The 19,927-nt window shown below is 53.4% G+C and carries 16 protein-coding genes; 9 read left to right on the forward strand and 7 right to left on the reverse strand.

Features of this window, described 5'->3' with window-relative positions; genetic code table 11:
• Nucleotides 1–61 precede the first annotated feature (61 nt).
• From ACTJJ1_RS04835 to ACTJJ1_RS04845, 3 genes are all read left to right on the forward strand, one after another.
• The gene (locus ACTJJ1_RS04835; protein ID WP_196229880.1) at nt 62–991 is read left to right on the forward strand and encodes a LysR substrate-binding domain-containing protein; all 930 of its coding nucleotides are present in this window, start codon (nt 62–64) and stop codon (nt 989–991) included.
• Between the two features lie 21 nt (nt 992–1,012).
• Nucleotides 1,013–1,252, forward strand: a complete 240-nt coding sequence (locus tag ACTJJ1_RS04840) for a DUF1289 domain-containing protein (RefSeq protein WP_004943770.1) — start codon at nt 1,013–1,015, stop codon at nt 1,250–1,252.
• A gap of 99 nt (nt 1,253–1,351) precedes the next feature.
• Nucleotides 1,352–2,248 carry an aldo/keto reductase gene (locus tag ACTJJ1_RS04845; RefSeq protein ID WP_440832577.1) on the forward strand — a complete coding sequence of 299 codons (897 nt, stop codon included), beginning with the start codon at nt 1,352–1,354 and terminating at the stop codon, nt 2,246–2,248.
• A 59-nt stretch (nt 2,249–2,307) separates the two neighbouring features.
• On the opposite strand, the gene ACTJJ1_RS04850 is transcribed toward ACTJJ1_RS04845, so the two are convergent.
• Nucleotides 2,308–4,152 carry a polyurethane esterase gene (locus tag ACTJJ1_RS04850; protein WP_440832579.1) on the reverse strand — a complete coding sequence of 615 codons (1,845 nt, stop codon included), beginning with the start codon at nt 4,150–4,152 and terminating at the stop codon, nt 2,308–2,310.
• Nucleotides 4,153–4,393: 241 nt separating this feature from the next.
• Between ACTJJ1_RS04850 and sodC the strand changes: the two genes are divergently transcribed.
• Entirely contained in the window at nt 4,394–4,918 is a 525-nt protein-coding gene (gene sodC / locus ACTJJ1_RS04855; RefSeq protein WP_006324947.1) for a superoxide dismutase family protein, read from the forward strand.
• Between the two features lie 6 nt (nt 4,919–4,924).
• Here sodC and ACTJJ1_RS04860 read toward each other — a convergent pair whose 3' ends face one another.
• The 3 genes from ACTJJ1_RS04860 to ACTJJ1_RS04870 are packed head-to-tail and all read right to left on the reverse strand — an operon-like array spanning nt 4,925 to nt 8,065.
• Entirely contained in the window at nt 4,925–6,958 is a 2,034-nt protein-coding gene (locus ACTJJ1_RS04860; protein ID WP_006324948.1) for an FUSC family protein, read from the reverse strand.
• A gap of 9 nt (nt 6,959–6,967) precedes the next feature.
• Nucleotides 6,968–7,825, reverse strand: a complete 858-nt coding sequence (locus tag ACTJJ1_RS04865; RefSeq protein ID WP_440832581.1) for an efflux RND transporter periplasmic adaptor subunit — start codon at nt 7,823–7,825, stop codon at nt 6,968–6,970.
• Nucleotides 7,826–7,828: 3 nt separating this feature from the next.
• Nucleotides 7,829–8,065 (reverse strand): DUF1656 domain-containing protein, encoded by a 237-nt coding sequence (locus tag ACTJJ1_RS04870; protein ID WP_004943785.1) that lies wholly within the window; start codon nt 8,063–8,065, stop codon nt 7,829–7,831.
• 180 nt (nt 8,066–8,245) lie between these two features.
• Between ACTJJ1_RS04870 and slyA the strand changes: the two genes are divergently transcribed.
• A complete protein-coding gene (gene slyA / locus ACTJJ1_RS04875; protein WP_004943789.1) occupies nt 8,246–8,680 on the forward strand; it encodes a transcriptional regulator SlyA in 435 nt (144 codons plus the stop codon).
• A 92-nt stretch (nt 8,681–8,772) separates the two neighbouring features.
• Here slyA and ACTJJ1_RS04880 read toward each other — a convergent pair whose 3' ends face one another.
• Nucleotides 8,773–9,237, reverse strand: a complete 465-nt coding sequence (locus ACTJJ1_RS04880; protein WP_004943793.1) for a glycine zipper 2TM domain-containing protein — start codon at nt 9,235–9,237, stop codon at nt 8,773–8,775.
• A gap of 365 nt (nt 9,238–9,602) precedes the next feature.
• Here ACTJJ1_RS04880 and anmK point away from each other — a divergent pair, with 365 nt between their 5' ends.
• From anmK to tyrS, 4 genes are all read left to right on the forward strand, one after another.
• Nucleotides 9,603–10,724: an anhydro-N-acetylmuramic acid kinase gene (anmK, locus tag ACTJJ1_RS04885; RefSeq protein WP_440832584.1), complete on the forward strand. Its 1,122-nt coding sequence runs from the start codon at nt 9,603–9,605 to the stop codon at nt 10,722–10,724.
• A gap of 45 nt (nt 10,725–10,769) precedes the next feature.
• The gene (locus tag ACTJJ1_RS04890; protein WP_004943799.1) at nt 10,770–11,072 is read left to right on the forward strand and encodes an MliC family protein; all 303 of its coding nucleotides are present in this window, start codon (nt 10,770–10,772) and stop codon (nt 11,070–11,072) included.
• Between the two features lie 89 nt (nt 11,073–11,161).
• The gene (gene pdxH / locus ACTJJ1_RS04895) at nt 11,162–11,815 is read left to right on the forward strand and encodes a pyridoxamine 5'-phosphate oxidase (protein ID WP_004943802.1); all 654 of its coding nucleotides are present in this window, start codon (nt 11,162–11,164) and stop codon (nt 11,813–11,815) included.
• Nucleotides 11,816–11,953: 138 nt separating this feature from the next.
• Nucleotides 11,954–13,228, forward strand: coding sequence for a tyrosine--tRNA ligase (tyrS, locus tag ACTJJ1_RS04900; protein WP_004943805.1), 1,275 nt, complete (start codon nt 11,954–11,956; stop codon nt 13,226–13,228).
• Between the two features lie 57 nt (nt 13,229–13,285).
• On the opposite strand, the gene ACTJJ1_RS04905 is transcribed toward tyrS, so the two are convergent.
• Together ACTJJ1_RS04905 and ACTJJ1_RS04910 are read right to left on the reverse strand one after the other, a co-directional pair.
• Nucleotides 13,286–16,399 carry a DUF4214 domain-containing protein gene (locus ACTJJ1_RS04905; RefSeq protein WP_440832587.1) on the reverse strand — a complete coding sequence of 1,038 codons (3,114 nt, stop codon included), beginning with the start codon at nt 16,397–16,399 and terminating at the stop codon, nt 13,286–13,288.
• Between the two features lie 139 nt (nt 16,400–16,538).
• Entirely contained in the window at nt 16,539–19,637 is a 3,099-nt protein-coding gene (locus ACTJJ1_RS04910; RefSeq protein ID WP_440832589.1) for a DUF4214 domain-containing protein, read from the reverse strand.
• Between the last annotated feature and the right edge of the window lie 290 nt (nt 19,638–19,927).

Below are 19,927 nucleotides of genomic sequence, written 5' to 3' on the forward strand. Positions count from 1 at the left end.
TAACAATAGACCTGATTAGTGCCATATTCATGCTTTCTTGATTAAGTAAAACTTCATAATCGTGGATAAACTGAATCGAATGGCGGTATTCGCCATCGTGGTGGCCGAAGGGTCGCTGGCCGGTGCCGCACGGCGGTTGGGCATGACACCGTCGGCGGTCAGCCAGCACATGCGTTCGCTGGAAAAAGCGCTCGGCGTGCCGTTGTTGCACCGCTCCACGCGGCGATTGGCGCTCACCGAAGCGGGGGCAGCGTTCTATCCTGGCTGCGAGGCGATGTTGTCCCAAGCGCAGCAGGCGGAACAACGGCTGGCGGAATTGCGCGACACCCTGGTGGGTGAACTGCGTATCGCCACCACAGTCGGTATTGGCGGGCGCCCACTGGCGGAGGCGTTGGCGCCGCTGTTGCAGGCGCACCCCAAACTGACGCTGCGCGTACTGGCGGACGACCGGATCGTCGACATGATCGAGCAGCGGATCGATATCGCGCTGCGGGTCAACCGTCAGTTGGCGGATGCCAGTATGATCGCCCACCCGCTGGCCGAGTGGCCGATGGTGCTTTGCGCCGCGCCGCGTTATCTCAGCCAGCACGGGGTGCCGGAGACACCGCAGGATTTGGTGGCGCACCGTTGGATCTCCGGCATTCACAGCGGCGCACATCTGGATTTGCACCATCAAAGTGGGCAGCAGCTCAAATTAAGGCTGGCGGAGGGGCAGATCGTCAGCGACAGCATGACCGTCATGCGCGGCTTTACCCGCAGTGGCCTGGGGATCTCGGTGCAGCCGCTGTATGAAATTGAGGATGAATTGCAGCGCGGTGAACTTATCCTGCTGTTGCCCGAATGGCGGCCTGTGCCGCTACGGCTGCATGCGCTGACGCTGGAAAGGGCGATGCCGGAAAAAAATCGGCAGGCGTTGCGCTATTTACGCGACTATTTTCGCCGCCATACCGAAAAGTCACTTGCCAGCGGCGCCAATGGCGTCTTCAATTAGCAAGAGAATGCAGGAGGACGTGTGCCGCAGCAGCTTGAGTTTTTCGACATCCCCAGCCCGTGTCGCGGCATTTGCCAGGCCGATGAGCGCGGTTTCTGCCGTGGCTGCCTGCGTAGTCGCGAGGAGCGCTTTGGCTGGATGCAAATGAGCGACGCGCAAAAACGCGATGTGCTGCGCCTGTGTCACCAACGCTTCCTGCGCTTGCAACGGGCCAATAAACTGCCTGATGAGCCGCAACCGGAACAGCCGTCGCTGTTCTGAACCTTTCCTGATCTGCCGCACGTTAACGCAGCTTTCCGCTTCCCACGCTCTTATCCGCTTGTGTATGCTGGCATTAAACAATGTCATGAGGTTTTAACGATGGTAAACCGTATTCAACTCGCGCCGCAGGGGCCTGAATTTTCCCGCATGATTTGCGGATACTGGCGTTTGATGGAGTGGGGCATGACGCCGCAGCAACTGCTGGCGTTTGTCGAACAGCATATCGAGCTGGGTGTGACCACCGCTGACCACGCGGACATTTATGGCGGCTATGCCTGCGAGCAGGCGTTCGGTGAGGCAATACGCCTTAAACCCTCGCTGCGTCAGTCGATGGAACTGGTGTCTAAATGCGGGATCGCCACAACGGCCAAGCCTGGCAACCCGATCGGCCATTACAACACGGACCGCGATCATATTGTGCACAGCGCCGAACGTTCGCTGGAGCTGCTGCATACCGACTACCTTGATCTGCTGCTGATTCATCGTCCGGATCCGCTGATGGAGGCCGATGAAGTGGCGGAGGCCTTTGTCGCTCTGCACAAAAGCGGCAAGGTGCGTCATTTTGGCGTTTCCAACTTCACGCCGGCACAGTTTACGCTGCTGCAGTCGCGTCTGCCGTTCTCGCTGGTCACCAATCAGGTTGAAATTTCGCCGATCCGCCAGCCGGCTATTTTGGATGGCACCTTGGATCAGTGTCAGCAATTGCGTATCAAGCCGATGGCCTGGTCTTGTCTGGGGGGCGGTCGCTTGTTTAGCGACGCGGAGTTCCAACCGCTACGTGATGAATTGCAGGCGGTGGCGCAGGAGATTGGTGCCGACACTATCGAGCAGGTGGTGTATGCCTGGGTCATGCGCCTGCCGTCGGCACCGCTGCCGATTATCGGTTCCGGCAAGATTGAGCGCGTGCGTTCGGCGCTGAAGGCGCAAGATCTATCGATGAACCGCCAACAGTGGTTCCGCATCCGCAAGGCGGCACTGGGTTACGATGTGCCTTAAGCGTCAGACGAGTTAACCCTCAGAAAAAGCCGGGCCCATAGGTGCCCGGCTTTTGTATTTTACGCCAGCACCACCTGGCTATCGTTGAGATGTTCGAGGTTCACGCCGATCAGCGTCACTTTGTTTTCGCCGAAGGCCAATGCCAGCCCGTCGTCCTGTTGCGAAACATAGTCGCGGAAATTGCCGCTGGCACCCTGGGTCCCGAGGAAAACCAGTTTGTCGCTGGAGCCAAAGTGGTACACCTTATCGTTGCCAAAATCGCCGCTGAACAGGAAGGTATTGTTGCTGCCGGCGCTCTGCAGGGTATCGTTGCCGTTACCGCCGACAAAGGTCAGGTTACCGCTGCTGTGGCCAAACAACTGGTCATCGCCCCCTTTGCCAAACAACCAGCTGTCGCTGGCTCCGGCGTGCAGGATATCGGCACCGTCACTGCCATTGGATGACGCGGCGTAGGCGTTCAGGCTGGAGCCTGATTTCAGCCCGGCATCGGTCACCTGATGGTCTACGTCTTTGGTAAAGATCAACAGCGTGGTTTCTTTACTGCGCAAGGTGCTGATATCGTTTGCCTGGGTAATTCCGCCTTTGGCGTCACGCAGATAAAGCGTATTGCCGTCGTAAGCCACCTCGTTTTTCTTCAATGCCTGTTGCAGGTCCAGCGTGTTATTTCCCTCACCGCCGACAATGATATTAAACCCACCGCCGTCGCGGAAAGTGTCGTTACCGGCGCGGCCCTCGAGGTAATCGTTGCCCGTGCCGCCTTTGATCAAGTCATTGCCCTCGCTGCCAATAATAAAGGTCGGGCCGCTGTGTTTCTCGGCGTTGCGGTTCAAATCCTCCACCCAGGTATTGCCGCGCGTCACCTCGGAGAGGTTGGAAACAATCACCGTCGAGTCTTTATTGGTCAGAGAGTAAAACGTTGAATTCAGCACCCGCATTAAGCCGTCTTGATAAAAGAACGGTAAATGGGATAACCAGGTCGGAATATTCAAAATGGAGAAGGGCAGGATATTCCAGGCGGCAGAGGCGTAATGATCGTTAAAATTAACGATATTATTGGTGGCGGACTCCTGTGGCGTATCATGGACGCCTAAGGATGCCGGCGTTAGCGTGGTGCCATCCAGTGCGCGAAATACCGGGTCGTTTTCGTAACCAATATTAATGACTTTGCCGCCTGTTTCATATTGCGTTGGCGAAGCGAACGCTACGTAGTTGGATTGCGAGTAGAACCCCGCCCAGTTATCGTCGCTGAGCGCTGCCATGCTGTTCACCGCCAACCCGCCCAGGCTGTGGCCGCTGACGGTGACATCATCGCCGGTCAGGCCATGCGCCTGGGCGAATTTAGCCACATCGCCCAGTAACGTGCCGAAAGCTTTCAGGCTGTAATTGTCGGCATAGCCTTCGGGCCCGAAGCCTGCCAGCAGGTCGTTGATCAGATCGCCGATACTGTCGGTAATTAATGACTCGCGTGGCCCGCTGGTACCGCGAAAGGCGATGCCAATCGAGATGAGGTGGCCTGTGCTGTCATATTTTCCCAGCACCTCAGCCTGCGCGGTGGTGTAACCCAGACTCTCGCCGTAATAGGTGCCGCGAGCATCCGTTTTGCCCTGGTAGCCTAATTGGTCAGCGCTAATCAAGGACCATCCGGCGTTATTAACCGCGTCTAACGCCGCTTTTTCCGAATCGGGATTCCAGGGAATGCCGGGCAGCCCGCCCTGTGATTGCGTGCTGCCAATCAGCGCGGTAACCAGCGTAAACGGCAAACCCAGACCAAAGCCATAGTGGTGGTAGCCTTCGTCAAAACCATTATCGATATTGTGATATGCGTATGTGGAGATCGCCAACGCATCAGAAAATAACGTTTTTGATTTCGCATCATCGAGACCTTGGTAATTAAATATGCCCATATCAGTTCCTTATGAGTTTGCTGCATTGGCTTGTTTAATCATCAAATAGCACTGGCAGCGAGTGTAGGTGAACAGAACAAACCGAACGACAACTGGTCGGATGACCACGGGCGGTAAAATTATTATTAGTGTGAATCATTAATAATGCGAATCTTATCGCCAGATTTATCCCCATTCTGAGCGGTGACATCACCCGTTACCCTATACTCAAGGTTCACAGATATTCCATGGAGAGCGATTAATGAAACATTATTGGTATGCGGCCTTCGGCCTGATGGCCTGTGGCGTCGCCCAGGCGGCAACGGTGGATGTTGACATGAATCTGGTGACCGGACAGGGAATTGGTCAGGAGATTGGCAAAGTCACGATCAGCGAAACGCCTTACGGCCTGCTGTTTACCCCTCAGTTAAAAGCGTTGCCGGCCGGAGTGCACGGCTTTCACGTGCATGAGAACGGCAGTTGCGAGCCGGGAATGAAAGAGGGTAAGGCGGTAGCGGCGCTGGCGGCGGGTGGGCATTTTGATCCGCAAAAAACCGGCAAGCACCTTGGCCCTTACGCAGACGGCCATTTGGGCGATCTGCCGGCCATTTACGTTACGGCAGACGGCATGTCCACGGATCCGGTGCTGGCGCCACGTCTGAAAAAAATCAGCGAAATCACCGGCAAAGCGCTCATGGTACATGCCGGCGGCGACAACCACTCCGATCATCCGAAACCCTTGGGTGGCGGAGGGGAACGTTTTGCCTGCGGTGTGATTAAAGGGTAATCGGGTTTAACGGGCGGCCGGTGTGGCCGCAACCTCGTCAGGCGGGTTGATCGCCTGCTGCAACTGTTGCAGCGAACAGTAAAGCCGCCAAATCAACCCGGCAAGATCGCGCGCCGCCTGTTCCGGGTGGTGCGCCAGCGCATTGCTCATGCGCAGCAGTTCCTGCAGGGTGGCATCCAACGAGCGATGCTGTACGCCTTTCTCGGTCATAATGTCCCGTAGACAGTGAATGCAGACGTCGCGCACCGCCGAGAGCGGATCGGAGCGGGTTTGCCAATCACGCAATTGCCAAACGATATGGCTGCAGTTGAGCAGTACCACGCCCCAGCGCAATAACCAGCTGCGCGCCTCCTGATCCTGACTTTGATTCAACTGACTGACGCGGTGATAAATCAGCGATTCGAACTGACTCTCGCTCTGCTGCGGTTTTTTGCTCAGTTGATCGCTAAAGTCGCGCCGCAGGGCGCGGATAATGCGCCGGCTTTTGCGCTTGTCAGAGCTGGGCCGCAGGATCTGGAAGGCCAAACCGGCAAACAATACCCCAACAATCTTGCCGATGTTGTCATTGAGGAACGACTGATAATCGTAACTGGGTGGGTTGGTGACGGTGAGAAAAGACCCCATGAATACGATCAGTTGCCCCCACAGCGCGGCGTAGGGCGGGTTTTGCAGTTTGATCATCTGCAGGGTGACCAGAATGGGGAACAGAAAAGCGCAGAACACCCAAAAATCATCGATTTGGATCATCAACCCGAATTTCACTACAAAACAGGCAACCGAAAGCAACAAGACCGCTTTCAACAAGGTGGTGATGCTGTTGATCGGCGAAGGAGTAGAAGAATAGAGCACGCAACTGATGGCGGTTAACGTCAGAGCCGAACTGCCTGCATCCCACTGGGTATTAATCCAATAAGCGCAGCCGATGATAATGCACAAAAAGGTGCGAAGGCCGTTATAGGCGGCTTCGTAACTGTCGGTATGGCGCGCCAGAGAGGTCACGCGAGGGGGCTGGATATCGCTGACCGGCGTGGCACCTTCCAATTTTTGCAACCAGCGACTACAGCGCAGATACAGCCAACAGAAATGGCGCAGTCGCAGCCAGAAGGCTCGGTGGCGGTAATCTGTCGGATCCTGGGGCGCTATCTGCTGCAGGATACGTGCCAGCCGGTATTTGTCGGTGGCGGGAGCGCGTAATTCTGTCAGCAATTGATCCAGGACGGCCGCCAGATTGGCCGGATGGTCCGGCCAATTCAGCAGCATGCGGCGCAGGCTGGAAATCACGCTGGTAAGGCGCAACTGCTGGTGCAGCATATAGTTAAGCACGTTATTCTGCCGCCGCAGCCGGTAGTGGCTCCAGAACGCCTGAATACGCAGCAGATTCATGGTCAGGATCTGACCTATGACGCCCTCATGCGATGTGCGCATTTGAGCGGTGATTTCCGGCTGCCACAGCATCGCGGCATGTTCCAACAGCCGCAACTGCATGCGCCGTAACGAGGTCAGCAGAGCCTCACCGTCGGAGGTGCTTGGCAGAATCATCATCATCACGCCACCGCACAGAATACCGGTGATGACCTCGCAGACGCGCGCTTGAGCGATATCAAAGATTTGTTGGGTATCGGTGACGTTGACCGTGCCGAAGGCGATGATGGCGGCGGTATAGCCCGCCAGCGCGAAGGCATAGGAGACGTTGTTCTGGTAATGGTTGGAAATGTACGTGCACAGACCGATCCAGGCGGCGATAAACAAGGTAAACAGCCAAGGGTCGTTCAGGCAATGGCCTGCAATGGCCACAGAAGCGGCGGCGCCGAGCAGGCTGCCGATAATACGCCCGATGCTTTTGCTGATGACGCCGCCGACGGTGGGGAAACTGACCACCGCCGCGGAGGTCAACGCCCAATAAGGTTCGTCGAGATTGAGGACGAACGCCACCCACAATGACAGACACATGGCCAGCGAGTTGCGCAGCGCATACCGCCACTGGCCACCGTTGGCCTTACCCCAGGGGGTACGGCTCCATTCCAAAAAAGGCAGGTTCACTGGTTAGCCTTACTGATGAATGGCGATGGTGCAAGTAGTGCCGGCCACTAAAGGCAGATCGGCGGGCACGTTCAGCAGTTTTATCCGCACCGGCACACGCTGCGCCAGCCGTACCCAGGGAACGTTGGGCTTCACATCCATTAATAAATCACTGCTGTTGTCGACGCTTTGATCGTTAATGGCACGACCGATGCTCTCCACTTGGCCCTGCAGAGGAATGTTGCCATTATATAAAACGATGTCCGCTTTGTTGCCTTCGTTTATATGCTTCAGTTTGGTTTCTTCAAAATATCCGAGCACATAAAATGAGTGCGCGTCGACCAGCGCCACCAGAGGGGTACCGGCGCTGGCATAGTTTCCAATCCGGGCTTGCAAATTAGTGATATAGCCATCCGCAGGCGCGTAAATTTTAGTTTTACTTAAATTCCATTTAGCCTGTTTCAGATTAGCGTCAGCGGCTTTATACGCGGCTTTCATTGCTTGTGCGGCTAAATTTGATTCGTCCATATCTTCAGCAGAAATAACGTTTTTCGGCAGGCCGCGGCGGCGCGCTGCCTCATGATCGGCTCTGGCCAGATCGGACTGCGCTTTTGCCAGCGCGGCCTCAGCATTGTCCAGCGCAATCTGGTATGGCACCGGGTCGAGAGTGAAAATCAGACTTCCCGCAGGTATGAACTGATTGTCATGTACGGTTATTTTCTCTAATCTCCCAGAAACTTCTGGTGTGATATTGACGAGCTCGGCGCGCACTTTTCCATCACGGGTCCACGGGGATTGCATATAATAATTCCACGACCACCAACCGGCGCACAGGGCAATGGCACAAACGATTACCGTAGAAAAATATTTTAACGTTTTATGCGTCATGAGTTACCAACTCGCTAAAATGCATAAGGAACCACTGACGGCGATGACGAAAATAGACAAATCCATCAACAGGGGATGCCAAATTTCGCCTGAATAAATCCAGTCCCGCAACAGGTGGTGTGCCAGTAGCCATAAAACTGACCCGAGCAAAAAAGCTTTAAATAGGGGCGGAAAATAGAGCGAGGCTCCGAGCACCAAATCGGGCAGAGGGGAGGCGACGTGAAGCCATGAACCATTCACATTAACAGTCCCTAAGAGTGAATATGTTAAATATTTGCGTAAAGGATAAACAATAATTGACCAAAACGGTGGCTATTTCTTCAACATACATTATATACATTTGTGTTTTTAATGTGAGTTACTCAGAATGGTCTAAGCTTTGGAAGGTTATATTAGCATGCTAATTATAAGGAGGGGGAAGTGGAGTCATCATTAGGTTCAGATTTAGCACGATTAGTTCGTGTTTGGCGCGCGCTTATCGATCATCGGCTCAAGCCGCTGGCGCTCACGCAAACACACTGGGTTACCCTGCACAATATCAATCGCCTACCGCCGGAGCAGTCGCAGATCCAACTGGCCAAGGCGATCGGCATTGAACAACCTTCGTTGGTTCGAACACTGGACCAGTTGGAAGAGAAAGGGCTTATTACCCGTCACACTTGCGCCAACGATCGGCGTGCCAAGCGTATCAAGTTGACTGAAGCGGCCGATCCCATCATCAGGGAAGTCGACAGCGTCATCAGCTCTACGCGCGGTGAAATTTTGAGCGGCATTACCACCGATGAAGTACAACAGTTGGTAGGTTTGATTGGCAAGCTGGAACAAAACATCACTGAATTACAAAATAAACAATAATAATGTTTTCTTTATTTGACTAGATTTCACAGCATCGGAAATGAAACCGGAGGCCTTGGCCTCCGGTTTTACCTTTCAGCTTCCGCTTACGTTTACAGCGGGGAGACGGTAATGGTGTCGCCGGTGCGCGCCATACGCACACGTTGGCCTACGCTGAACTTGGTTGCGCCAGCCTTCTGAACCACCACGATGTTCTCTTTCTGGTCGGTTTTGATTTCCAACTCATAACCCGAAGTGCGTCCTGCCAGCTCACCGACGCTGTTGCCGGCTACGCCGCCTGCCACTGCGCCCGCAGCGGTTGCCAGGGTACGGCCGGTGCCGCCACCTACGGTGTTACCCAGCAGGCCGCCAAGGACCGCACCGCCGATAGCGCCAATGGTATTCGAACTGTCGCTCCCCTGGATCTTGACTGGACGGACAGAAACCAGCGTACCGTAAGTCACGGTCTGAACCTGTTTAGCCTGCGAGGACGAATAGACGTCGCCGGACATAGATTCATTGGCGCATCCTGCCAGCGTAACTGCGGCGACGGCAACGACGAGAAGACGCTTGATCATATAAAACTCCTGTTGTAGTAGTCCATAACCTGGGAAATCTTGCCAGGCCAGATTCAGTGAAAATAATAGACAAAGTATGGCGTAAACACACGTACATCACCATGCCCCGTCACTGCACGAAGCTTAACTTTACTCTGTTCAACCAATAATAAACGGTGGTTTAGCTTTATAACAGGGCTGGAACAAATTCCGTTGCGGGTTGAGCCGGGGTTTAGCCGTCGTTATCTGCGTGGGCGACAGGTAAAAACAGGCGCATCGCTCACAGAGGTGAAAAAAGGCATCATAATTCATGGCGTTAATGGCCTAATTCTGGTTTATTTATCGGTTGAAAGTTTGTTTCCCCGCGCGGGTTAAAGGATGTTGCTATGAAGTCAGGCCGCTATATAGGTGTTATGTCTGGCACCAGTCTGGATGGCGTCGATGTGGTGCTTGCCGCAATCGACGGACGAATGGTCGCGCAGCAGGCCAGTTACAGCCACCCGATGCCGATCCAACTGAAGCAAGACATTCTGGGCATGTGCCAGGGCCAGCAGACCACACTTTCTGCGGTGGGCCGACTGGATGCACAGCTTGGGATGCTGTTTGGCGAGGCGGTGCTCGGCTTGCTGAAAAAAACCGGCGTCTCGGCGCATGACATCACGGCTATCGGTTGTCATGGCCAGACGGTCTGGCATGAGCCTGGCGGCGACGCGAGTTTCTCGATGCAACTGGGCGATAACAACCGCATCGCCGCGTTGACCAATATCACCACCGTCGGCGATTTTCGCCGCCGCGATATGGCCTACGGCGGCCAGGGTGCCCCGCTGGTTCCGGCGTTTCATCAGGCGCTGTTGGCGCATCAAACAGAACGCCGTATGGTGCTGAATATTGGCGGCATCGCCAACCTGTCGCTGCTGCTGCCTGGCGTACCGGTGCGGGGGTTCGATACCGGGCCGGGCAATATGCTGATGGACTCCTGGGTATGGCGTCATCGCTCGCAGCCTTACGATAAAGACGGTGCATGGGCGATGGAAGGGCGCGTCTGCCTGCCGTTGTTGCAACAGATGTTGGCCGATCCTTACTTCGCGCTGCCTGCGCCGAAAAGCACCGGCCGCGAATATTTTAATGCCGCCTGGCTGGAGCGTCAGCTCTCGGGCTTGCAGGCTATCAGCCCCGTCGATGTGCAAACCACCCTGGCGGAACTGACGGCGGTCACCATTAGCGAACAGGTACAGTTGGCGGGCGGCTGCGAGCGTTTGCTGGTGTGCGGCGGCGGAGCGCGCAACCCGTTGTTGATGGCGCGAATGTCCGCGCTGTTGCCGGGCACCGAAGTGTGTCTGACCGATGATTTCGGCGTCAGTGGCGACGATATGGAGGCGCTGGCCTTTGCCTGGCTGGCGTTTCGTACCCTGTCCGGGCAGGCCGGCAACCTGCCGTCGGTCACCGGCGCCAGCCGTGAAACCCTGCTGGGTGGGATTTATCCGGTTTTGCCTTTAGGGCCCCGTTAGCTCTGTTAGGATAGAAATCGACAGATTTCCCTAAGGAGCAACAGCATGAAAAAAATGATTACTGCCGCGGGCGCACTGGCATTGGCGGGTTGCAGCTACGTGTTGCCGCAAAGCAGCCAGACTCTGCATTACCAGTGCGGCACCACGCCGTTGACGGTGTCGGTGGACGGTAAGGAAAGTACGGCCAGCTTTCTGATGGATGGCGAGCAACTGAAGCTGAAACAGGTGCTGGTCATGTCCGGTGCGAAATACAGCGACGGTAAGTACAGTTTCTGGTCGAAGGGCCAAAACGCCTATGTCGAACGTAATGACAAGGTGATTATGAGCGACTGCGTACTGGCTAACTGATCGGCCGGCGGCGGCGTCAGAACGATTGAGATTCTGGCGCTGCAGGCGCAGAATGTAACGACGATTTTTTCGGTTGGTTGATAAACCAGATGATTGAAAATAATGAGTTTGATGTTGCGGACCTGCGCCGTGAATACACCCGTGGCGGCCTGCGCCGCAACGATCTGACCGCAAATCCGCTGGAATTGTTCGAACGCTGGCTGAAACAGGCCTGCGAGGCGCGTCTGGCCGATCCTACCGCCATGTGTGTGGCTACGGTGGATGAAAATGGGCAGCCCTATCAACGTATCGTGCTGCTCAAGCATTTTGACGACAAAGGGCTGGTCTTTTATACCAACCTCGGCAGCCGCAAGGCGCAGCAGTTGGCGCAAAACCCGCACATCAGCCTGCTGTTTCCGTGGCATATGCTCGATCGCCAGGTGATTTTCCTTGGCAAGGCAGAACGTCTGTCCACGCTGGAAGTCATGAAGTACTTCACCAGTCGGCCGAAAGACAGCCAAATCGGCGCCTGGGTATCGCAGCAGTCATCGCGTATTTCCGCACGCGGCGTACTGGAGAGCAAATTCCTCGAACTGAAGCAAAAATTCCAGCAGGGCGAAGTACCGTTGCCGAGTTTCTGGGGCGGATTCCGCGTTAATTTCGATTCTGTCGAGTTCTGGCAGGGCGGCGAACACCGCCTGCATGACCGCTTTTTGTATCAGCGCGATGGGAATGACTGGAAAATTGACCGACTGGCGCCCTGAAGACTGAAAATCCCCCTTAAGCGCTGGCACTGATGCCGCCGGCGCTTTATTCTATGCGCTACCCCGATTTTATATTTCGCCAGTGGGCGGAAGGTCGTGTACCGACAAAGGTGCATTCGTTTATACATGGAGTCATTGATGGCAAGCAGCAACTTGATTAAACAACTGCAAGAGCGGGGCCTCGTTGCCCAGGTTACGGATGAGGAAGCGTTAGCAGAGCGACTGGCGCAAGGGCCAATTGCACTGTATTGCGGTTTCGATCCGACCGCTGACAGCTTGCATTTGGGCCATCTGGTTCCTCTGTTGTGCCTGAAGCGCTTCCAGTTGGCCGGGCACAAGCCGGTCGCGCTGGTAGGCGGCGCGACCGGTCTGATCGGCGATCCGAGCTTCAAAGCGGCTGAGCGCAAGCTGAATACCGCCGAGACGGTGAATGAGTGGGTGGAAAAGATCCGCAAACAGGTTTCCCCGTTCCTCGATTTCGACTGCGGCAGCAACAGCGCCATCGCCGCCAACAACTATGACTGGTTCGGCGGCATGAACGTGCTGACCTTCCTGCGTGACATCGGCAAGCATTTCTCCGTGAACCAGATGATCAACAAGGAAGCGGTGAAGCAACGTTTGAACCGCGACGACTCGGGCATTTCCTTCACCGAGTTCTCCTATAACCTGCTGCAGGGTTTCGACTTCTCCGAGTTGTACAACCGCCATCAGGTAGAGCTGCAGATTGGCGGTTCCGACCAGTGGGGCAACATCACGTCCGGTATCGATCTGACTCGCCGCATGCACCAGAAACAGGTGTTCGGCCTGACGGTTCCGTTGATCACCAAAGCGGACGGCACCAAATTCGGTAAAACCGAAGGCGGCGCTGTGTGGTTGGCACCGGAAAAAACCAGCCCGTACAAGTTCTACCAGTTCTGGATCAACACCGCCGACGCCGACGTTTACCGTTTCCTGAAGTTCTTCACCTTCATGAGCCTGGAAGACATCAACGCGCTGGAGGAAGAAGACAAGAACAGCGGCAAAGCGCCGCGTGCCCAGTATGTGCTGGCGGAAGAAGTGACCGGTATGGTACATGGCGCGGAAGGGCTGGCTGCGGCCAAGCGCATCACCCAGAGCCTGTTCTCCGGTGCGTTGCATGAGATGACCGAAGCGGACTTCGCCCAGTTGGCGCAAGACGGCATGCCAACCATCAAACTGGATGGCGATGCGGATCTGCAGCAGGCGTTGGTGAATGCTGAACTGGTACCGTCACGTGGCCAGGCGCGCACCATGATCGGTTCCAACGCGGTGACCATCAACGGTGAGAAACAGTCCAACGCCGAATACGCGTTCAGCGACAGCGATCGTCTGTTCGGCCGTTACACGCTGTTGCGCCGGGGTAAAAAACATTACTGCCTGATCGACTGGAAATAAGATTTCACCCGAAAAGTTGTAAGCGGCCCGCCGGCAAATTGCCTGCGGGCCGTTTTTTTAGGCGATAATCGCTTCATCGACCCCTTGGTGAATACCGTTGAGAGTGACGCTCGGCGCTTGATAGTGCACATTGCCGGCTATCTGGTAAACGTCCTTATCGCCTAGAGAGAATACGCTGTCGTCTTGGTCAAACTGTTGATTGTGGTTGTTATCAACCACCACATAGACGTTGTTGCCGATCTTGACTGCGCCGACCTCTGCCAGGCTGCTTTTGCTGGCGCCGTTGGTGATTTTGTCCAAGGCTTTGGCGAAGATATCCTGTCCGTTGTCTTTGCTCTCCACGGTGAGAGAATTAAACAGTGCATCAACAGCCGTCGGCTTACTCACGCTGCCATAAACGGCCATAGTCTGGCTGGTATGGGAACCGAATTTCCACTGCTCGGCACCTTTGCCGAGGAAAATGGTATCGCTGGTCTCAAGTTTTTCAATGGTGACCATGCTATCGATGCTGCTGCTGTTGAAACTGATTTTATTAGAACCACTATATGGATCGCCCCCCTGATAACGGGTCAGGGTGGTGTTGCCCTGGATCGAAAAACTGTTGGTCGCCGTATAGGCGATGGTTAGCTGATCGCCGGACAGCTGGTCAATGAGTCCGTCGTAAGCGCTGTGATTGCTCAGGGATTGCAGCAATTGATAAAACTCCCCTCCGCCGGTGCCGCCTTTTTCCAGCGTCAAGTTTGCAGTGATGACCGGCGGATTACTCCAGGGATCTTCAATCACCGGGATGACGATATTTTTCAGCGAATCGCTAAAATCGGCTTTAATCGTCAGGTTCAGGGTGGTGCTGCCATAAAGCTCCAGTGTTTCAATATGCGTGCTGCCGCCGGCCAACGTCAGAATGTTGTTCGAGGTTCCCCAGGAGGCAATAGACAAGGATTCGCCGGATACGGCGGTCGAATGGCTGGTCAGGCTTACGGTGCCGCCATCGACTGTCGATGTTTTGCTGTTGCCTATCTCCATGTTCCAATGGGGGGCCTCACTGCCATTGACGGTTTCGAGGTGTACCTTGCTTTTACTGGAGGCGTTGTCCGAAATTCGTAATGTCGTCATATGGGACAAGGAAACATTGATGACATGAACATTGTCGGCAAAGCCCGACAAATTGAAACCACGAGAACCGGTCCAGATGGTGCCGGTACTGTCCTTTTGCGCCGCCTCTGCCTGGGTCAGGCTGGATACGTCCGCATAGTGCTCATTGTAGATACTGGCGGTTTGATCCAGGAGGCCTGCGTCAAACACGTTTGTGCTCTCGGTCGCCACCAGTTTCCCGTAAAGATAAATATTTGCCGTGCCCCGATAGTACGCTAAGTCGATAAATTGAAAATGCAGGAACTGATTCAGGTTGCTCTGAATGACGCCTTCTACACTTCCCCCCGGCGCAGAGGTCAGCAACACATCTTTTGTGATGAAATTTGCCGAAACGATGCCGAAACTGGAGTCGTATTTGGTGGATGTCAATGTGGCGGTAAAATCGCTACTGACCCTATTGCTTCCGTCAGGAAAGGCATTACCTTTCCATAACAGGCGGATTTCGCTTGCGCCATTCAGATTAAGCCGGGCGTGGGTGGCGGCAACATTGAGTTGGTCGGTCAGGATACTGCTGTTTTGTCCATTGGTGAACTCAACCAAACCTGCGGTGTTGGCCACGTTTTTATCGGTGAGGTTAAGAGTGACGCTTTTACTTTTCAGCGAATTGAGCGTGGTCAGGCTGGCTGCAAAATCGCCCTGCAGCGAAACCTGCTGCAATGATTTGGCAAAGCTGAGATCGACAGCCACGCCGACGTCGACGTTAAGGGTAATTTGGAGAAGCTGAGCGATTTCTGCATGGCTCAGCGTATGTTGGACGCCGGAATTAAGGGGGCCGGTCAGCGTACCATCGGTATTTGACAGGCTAAGATTGCCTCGGATTTGATAACCCAATTCGCTGCCAATTTTGTACTCGAGATTAACCATGTCGTCGATGCTTGGCACGGGGCCACTGTCCAGCGGCGCTTCGCCATGACGGAAGGTATCGATGATATTCAGCGTTGCTTGCAGGGGGTTATTGCCTGCTTGTTGGAGAATCGCTTGCTTTTGCAGGTCATTCAACGTGGTGCCGTAGAGTTTGGCATAAACCTTGGCGAAGTTAGTCGCGTCCTGGAAATGGGTCGATTTTGCCAGGAGGGTCAGCAGATCAAGATCGGATTTTCCACTGGCGAGAAATTTGCTGAAACTGTCTAACCCAGAGGCATTCAGGAGGGTGTTTTTCGCCAATTGCAGAAAGAGCAATGCAACGGTTTCCTGATAATTCAGCGCGGGAAGTTCACCTGCAGCATAAACGTGGGTGGCATTCTGGAAGTTCTGTTTGGCCGTATCGTGCGAGGTGTCATTTCGAATATCTGTAATCAGGCGCATCAGGACATCGCCACGGGTCTCGGTATTATTATTTAAGCCGGCGACATAACTGGCTATTTCGCTTGCCCCGGCATCTACGCCGAAAGTATTTTTATAGACCGTTTTTACGAACTCCTCATTACTCAGTTCTTTCAACCCGCTGCGCGTATCCACAAAACGGCCGGCGATATAATTGGCGTTGGCTTTTCCTTGGGCGAGAATACTGCTCCAATAATTGACCCCGTCTGCTGCTATGAGACTGCCCACTACGTAAAACATGGCCTGAATATCGGCGGCAGCGGCGGCATTGTCGGGATAGGGCGACAGTGCAGGATACAACGTAGTCTCTATCACCTCTAACAAATGATGCTGTTGCCCAACCTGGTGGGCATTGCTACCCGTATAGCTCTTTACTCCGCCAATCAAATCCTTGGTGAGTTGCCCCAGGGATTGCCCGGCATTCACTTGCGCGACCAGCGTTGCCAGCAGATTGGAGGAGGGGGATTCACCCGTGGTGTTTTTATAGATGTATTGAATTTTTTGCGCTGTCGTTAAGCCGTCATACCGCTGATGGCCATCCTGAGATTGGATGAATGTATTGGCCAGTTGGCTTTTGTTGTAACGGCCCAGATCCAGTTGTTTGGCGAAAAAATTCAACGTTTCACTGTCTGCTTGCTTGCCGAGAGTGGCATAAAAAAGAATGGCTACATCCTGCTGCAAGGAAAGAAAGCTCATTAGGTGCCTCATGAAGGTAAGAAAATAAGCTTTAAGTACAGTTTAAAATCCTAAAAAAACAATGCGATCAGCGGTAAGGATATTCTGGTTTTGAAAAATGTGCGGCCTCTTTGCTCCGGCCGCACGACGGGATGCTCAATCAAGTTAATTCGGTGCTGGGTTGGCTGTTATCATTAATCATGAGGGTTGGCGCCTGATAATGAAGATTTGCAGCAATGTCATAAACATCCTTATTCCCTAGCGAGAAAATAATATCTTGATGATCAAGTTGCTGATTGTGATTATTATCAATGACAACATAAGCGTTAGTGCCGAATTTCACCACGCCTACCTCATGTAGAACATCGCCGTCGGGAGAGGTTTTTGACAGCGCCTGTGAAAATACATCATGCGCAGTGCTTTCGCTGTCGACGTTCAATGAATTGAATAGGTTATTGATGTCGGTTTCTTTGGTTACGCTGCCATAGATATTTATGTTCCCGGATTTTCCACTATTGAAAACCCAGGGTTGGGCAGGGGAGCCGGCAACAATGGTATCGGTCGGGGTGAGAGTATTGATGGTGACTATACTGTCGACCGTGCTTTGTTCAAAAATGATTTTACTGTCATGCGCTTGTTCATTGGCCATCACCAAATTATTGAGTGTGGTGTTGCCTTGGATAGTCAGTGTCTGGCTGTTAGTGTATTGAATGTTGAGCTGGTCGCCAGCCAGTGTGCTGATTATGCCGTCATAAGCGGAGTGGTTGCTCAATGCGGACAGTAATGTGTAAAACACGCCGCCGCCACTGCCTCCTTTCTCCATCGTCAGGTCAATTTCGAACCGAGGTATACCTTCCCCAAGTGGGTCAATAAGAGGTTCGATGATAATCTCTTTGAGACTGTCACTAAACTCCGCTTTCACCGTAGCTTCCAGCTTGGTAACGCCGCTGAAGTAGAGGGTGTCGATATGACTGTCAGCGCCTGTCAGTGTTACAGTATTCAGTTTTGAGCCGCTAGAATACATCCTTAGCATTTCTGGTGGTTGCTGTCCTATAAAGTGGCTAGTGAAACTAAGCGTACCGGCATCCAGTTTATCGAGATTGGCGTTCCCGATATTGACCCCCCAGTATTTAGCTGAAGTCGACACGCTCGGTGCCAATTCAAGGTGCAATTTGCTTTGTGCCCCGGCGTTGCCAATGATCGATAAAACGGACGATTTTTCCGCGTCAATATTAATAACGCGAACATCATCGGCATAGCCAGAAAGGACGAAACCCTCGACGCCAGTCCAGCGGGATTGATCGCCGCTTTTAAATGCATGGTCAGCTTGTTGGAGGTCGGACACATCGGAATAACCGCTGTTATAGATACTGGCAGTTTGATTGATAATCCCGTAATCAAAAATATTTTTACCTTCAGTGGCAACCAGTTTGCCGTCCAGGTAAATATTGCCAGTGCCGCGATAGTCTGCAAGCTCAATGGTGGGAAAGAAAAGGAATTGGTTAATGTTGCTGTGGACTTGACCGCTGATGCTGCCGTCTTCTGCTGTCGTCAGGAGGATATCTTTCAGGATAAAGTTGGCTGAGAGAGTCCCGGCTGCCGTAAATAGGTTTTGTGCGGTGAAAGCACTGCTAACGCTGTTTGCACCATGGTTGATGCCATTACCGTCCCATAGCAAACTGGCCCCGCCGTCAGCAAAGTTTAGATTGAGCTTGGCATTGACGATGTCGTATGTGTCTGTGACTAAGACGGAGTCTTTCTCCGAGCCAAACGTGATCTTTTCTGCTGTTTTAAACCAGGCTCTATCATCCAAATTAACTCTTAATGCGAAAGATTTGTTTTTTAGCGAATTGAAGGTGACGTCATTGGTGGGCATATCACCCTGCAATACCACTTCTTGCAGTTTTGGTGAGTAGTTGAAGTCAACGACAGAGGGTGTATTAACGTTGAGATACACCTGGGTTAATACTGAAAGCTCTGCCCAGCTCAATGGGTGATGACTGCCGGAATTTACCATGCCGGTAAGGGCACCATTATCAGCGATGCCAAGTTCGGCGCTGGTCTTATAACCCAGTGAATGCGCAATTTTAGCCTGATAGTCAGCAACGCGTATCGGGTTCGGCTTGTCATCACTGTCGAGCGGGTATTCACCGTTGCGAAAAGCATCAATGATGAGAGAGGTGGCTTTGACCTTGTCGTTGCCTGCCTTCAGCAGAATGGCCTGCGCCGAAGTGCTGTTGAGTGGGCTGCCGTAGAGTTTCATATAAATGGACTGATAGTCCCCGGCGCTGCGGAACAGATCTGCTTTGGACAGAATGTTGAGCAGCTCAGCCTGAGTCTTGCCGCCGGCGAGCAGGCGGCTAAAGGAGTCAATCGTGGTGGCATCGGCCGAGACGCCGGCGACAGTCAGATAAAGCGACATGACCGATTCGGCATATTGAGCCGCCGGGAGTTCACCAGGGGCATAAACATGGGTGGCCGCCGCAAAGTTCTGCCTGGCTACATCGTGACCGGTATCATTTCTGATGTCGGCCATCATCCGCATCATGACGTCGCCCCGTGTTTCACTCTCATCATTCAGGCCGGTCAGGTACTTTTGCAGCTCGCTGTTATTGGCTGCGGTGCCAAAGGCTTGCGAAAAGATTTTCTGCACGAAATCTTCGTTGTTCAGTGAACTGATATAGCTTTTGAGCGTAACAAAATAGTTGGCCATTTCTACGGCGGTTTTTTTACCGCTGTTCAACACGCCACTCCAGTAATCGATGGCGGCGGAGTTGATCATGCTGCCAAGTAAGTAGTACATGCCTTGTACATCTGCCGCAGCGGAGATCTGAGAGGGCAGTTCTATCTGTGACGGATACAACGTGGTGTTGATGACATTTTCCAGATGCTGTTGTTGAGCCAGTGGAACAGCATCATTACCGGCATAATCTTTGGTTTCGGCAATCAACGTCGTTGTCAGACTGCCCAGAGTGGTACCGGCATCGACCTGTGCGGTCAGTACGCTTAAGGTTAAGGCGTCGGGTGGCGTGCCATTGGTATTTTGATAGATGTACTGCACTTTTTGGCTGGTAGTCAGCCCATCGTACCGGTGTTGTCCATCTTGAGAGGTGATAAATCTGGCGGCTAATTCGCTCTGGGTATAGGTCCCTTTTTCAAGCTGTTTGGCGAAGTAGGTCAGGGCCTTGTCATCTGCCTTCTTTCCTAAAGTGGCATAGAACAGGATGGCAACGTCTTGTTGTAACGTCAGTAGACTCATAATGTATCCCTGAGAGTGAAGGAAAATATCTAGCAACAAGTACAGCGTAAAATCTACTGATAGCAAGACGAAAACACCTAAGGAAAATCTGCTTTAAGATGAGAAAGCGGAACGATGTTCGGGCTATCCGCTTTTTTTGCCAGTGGGCTTTCGCTACAATATGCCGCCGCAAAAAAATAAAAAAGTTCTCTAGTTTCTTGTTTTTAAACGCGCCGGCATAACGTTCCATACGTTATTTATTCATTCTATTTCGCCGCGGGCTGTCGCACACGGCATGGCGAGGTCAGGTT

The sequence above is a fragment of the Serratia sp. 22264 genome (genome assembly GCF_052045345.1).
GTDB classification, from domain to species: Bacteria; Pseudomonadota; Gammaproteobacteria; order Enterobacterales; family Enterobacteriaceae; genus Serratia; species Serratia plymuthica.

Bases quoted from the DNA above. Each gene is read 5' to 3' on its own strand.
- ACTJJ1_RS04865 (WP_440832581.1), bottom strand. From the start codon at position 7,825: ATGACGCATAAAACGTTAAAATATTTTTCTACGGTAATCGTTTGTGCC.
- ACTJJ1_RS04905 (WP_440832587.1), bottom strand. From the start codon at position 16,399: ATGAGCTTTCTTTCCTTGCAGCAGGATGTAGCCATTCTTTTTTATGCC.
- pdxH (WP_004943802.1), top strand. From the start codon at position 11,162: ATGATTGAAAATAATGAGTTTGATGTTGCGGACCTGCGCCGTGAATAC.
- ACTJJ1_RS04845 (WP_440832577.1), top strand. From the start codon at position 1,352: ATGGTAAACCGTATTCAACTCGCGCCGCAGGGGCCTGAATTTTCCCGC.
- ACTJJ1_RS04890 (WP_004943799.1), top strand. From the start codon at position 10,770: ATGAAAAAAATGATTACTGCCGCGGGCGCACTGGCATTGGCGGGTTGC.
- tyrS (WP_004943805.1), top strand. From the start codon at position 11,954: ATGGCAAGCAGCAACTTGATTAAACAACTGCAAGAGCGGGGCCTCGTT.
- sodC (WP_006324947.1), top strand. From the start codon at position 4,394: ATGAAACATTATTGGTATGCGGCCTTCGGCCTGATGGCCTGTGGCGTC.
- anmK (WP_440832584.1), top strand. From the start codon at position 9,603: ATGAAGTCAGGCCGCTATATAGGTGTTATGTCTGGCACCAGTCTGGAT.
- ACTJJ1_RS04910 (WP_440832589.1), bottom strand. From the start codon at position 19,637: ATGAGTCTACTGACGTTACAACAAGACGTTGCCATCCTGTTCTATGCC.
- ACTJJ1_RS04880 (WP_004943793.1), bottom strand. From the start codon at position 9,237: ATGATCAAGCGTCTTCTCGTCGTTGCCGTCGCCGCAGTTACGCTGGCA.
- ACTJJ1_RS04850 (WP_440832579.1), bottom strand. From the start codon at position 4,152: ATGGGCATATTTAATTACCAAGGTCTCGATGATGCGAAATCAAAAACG.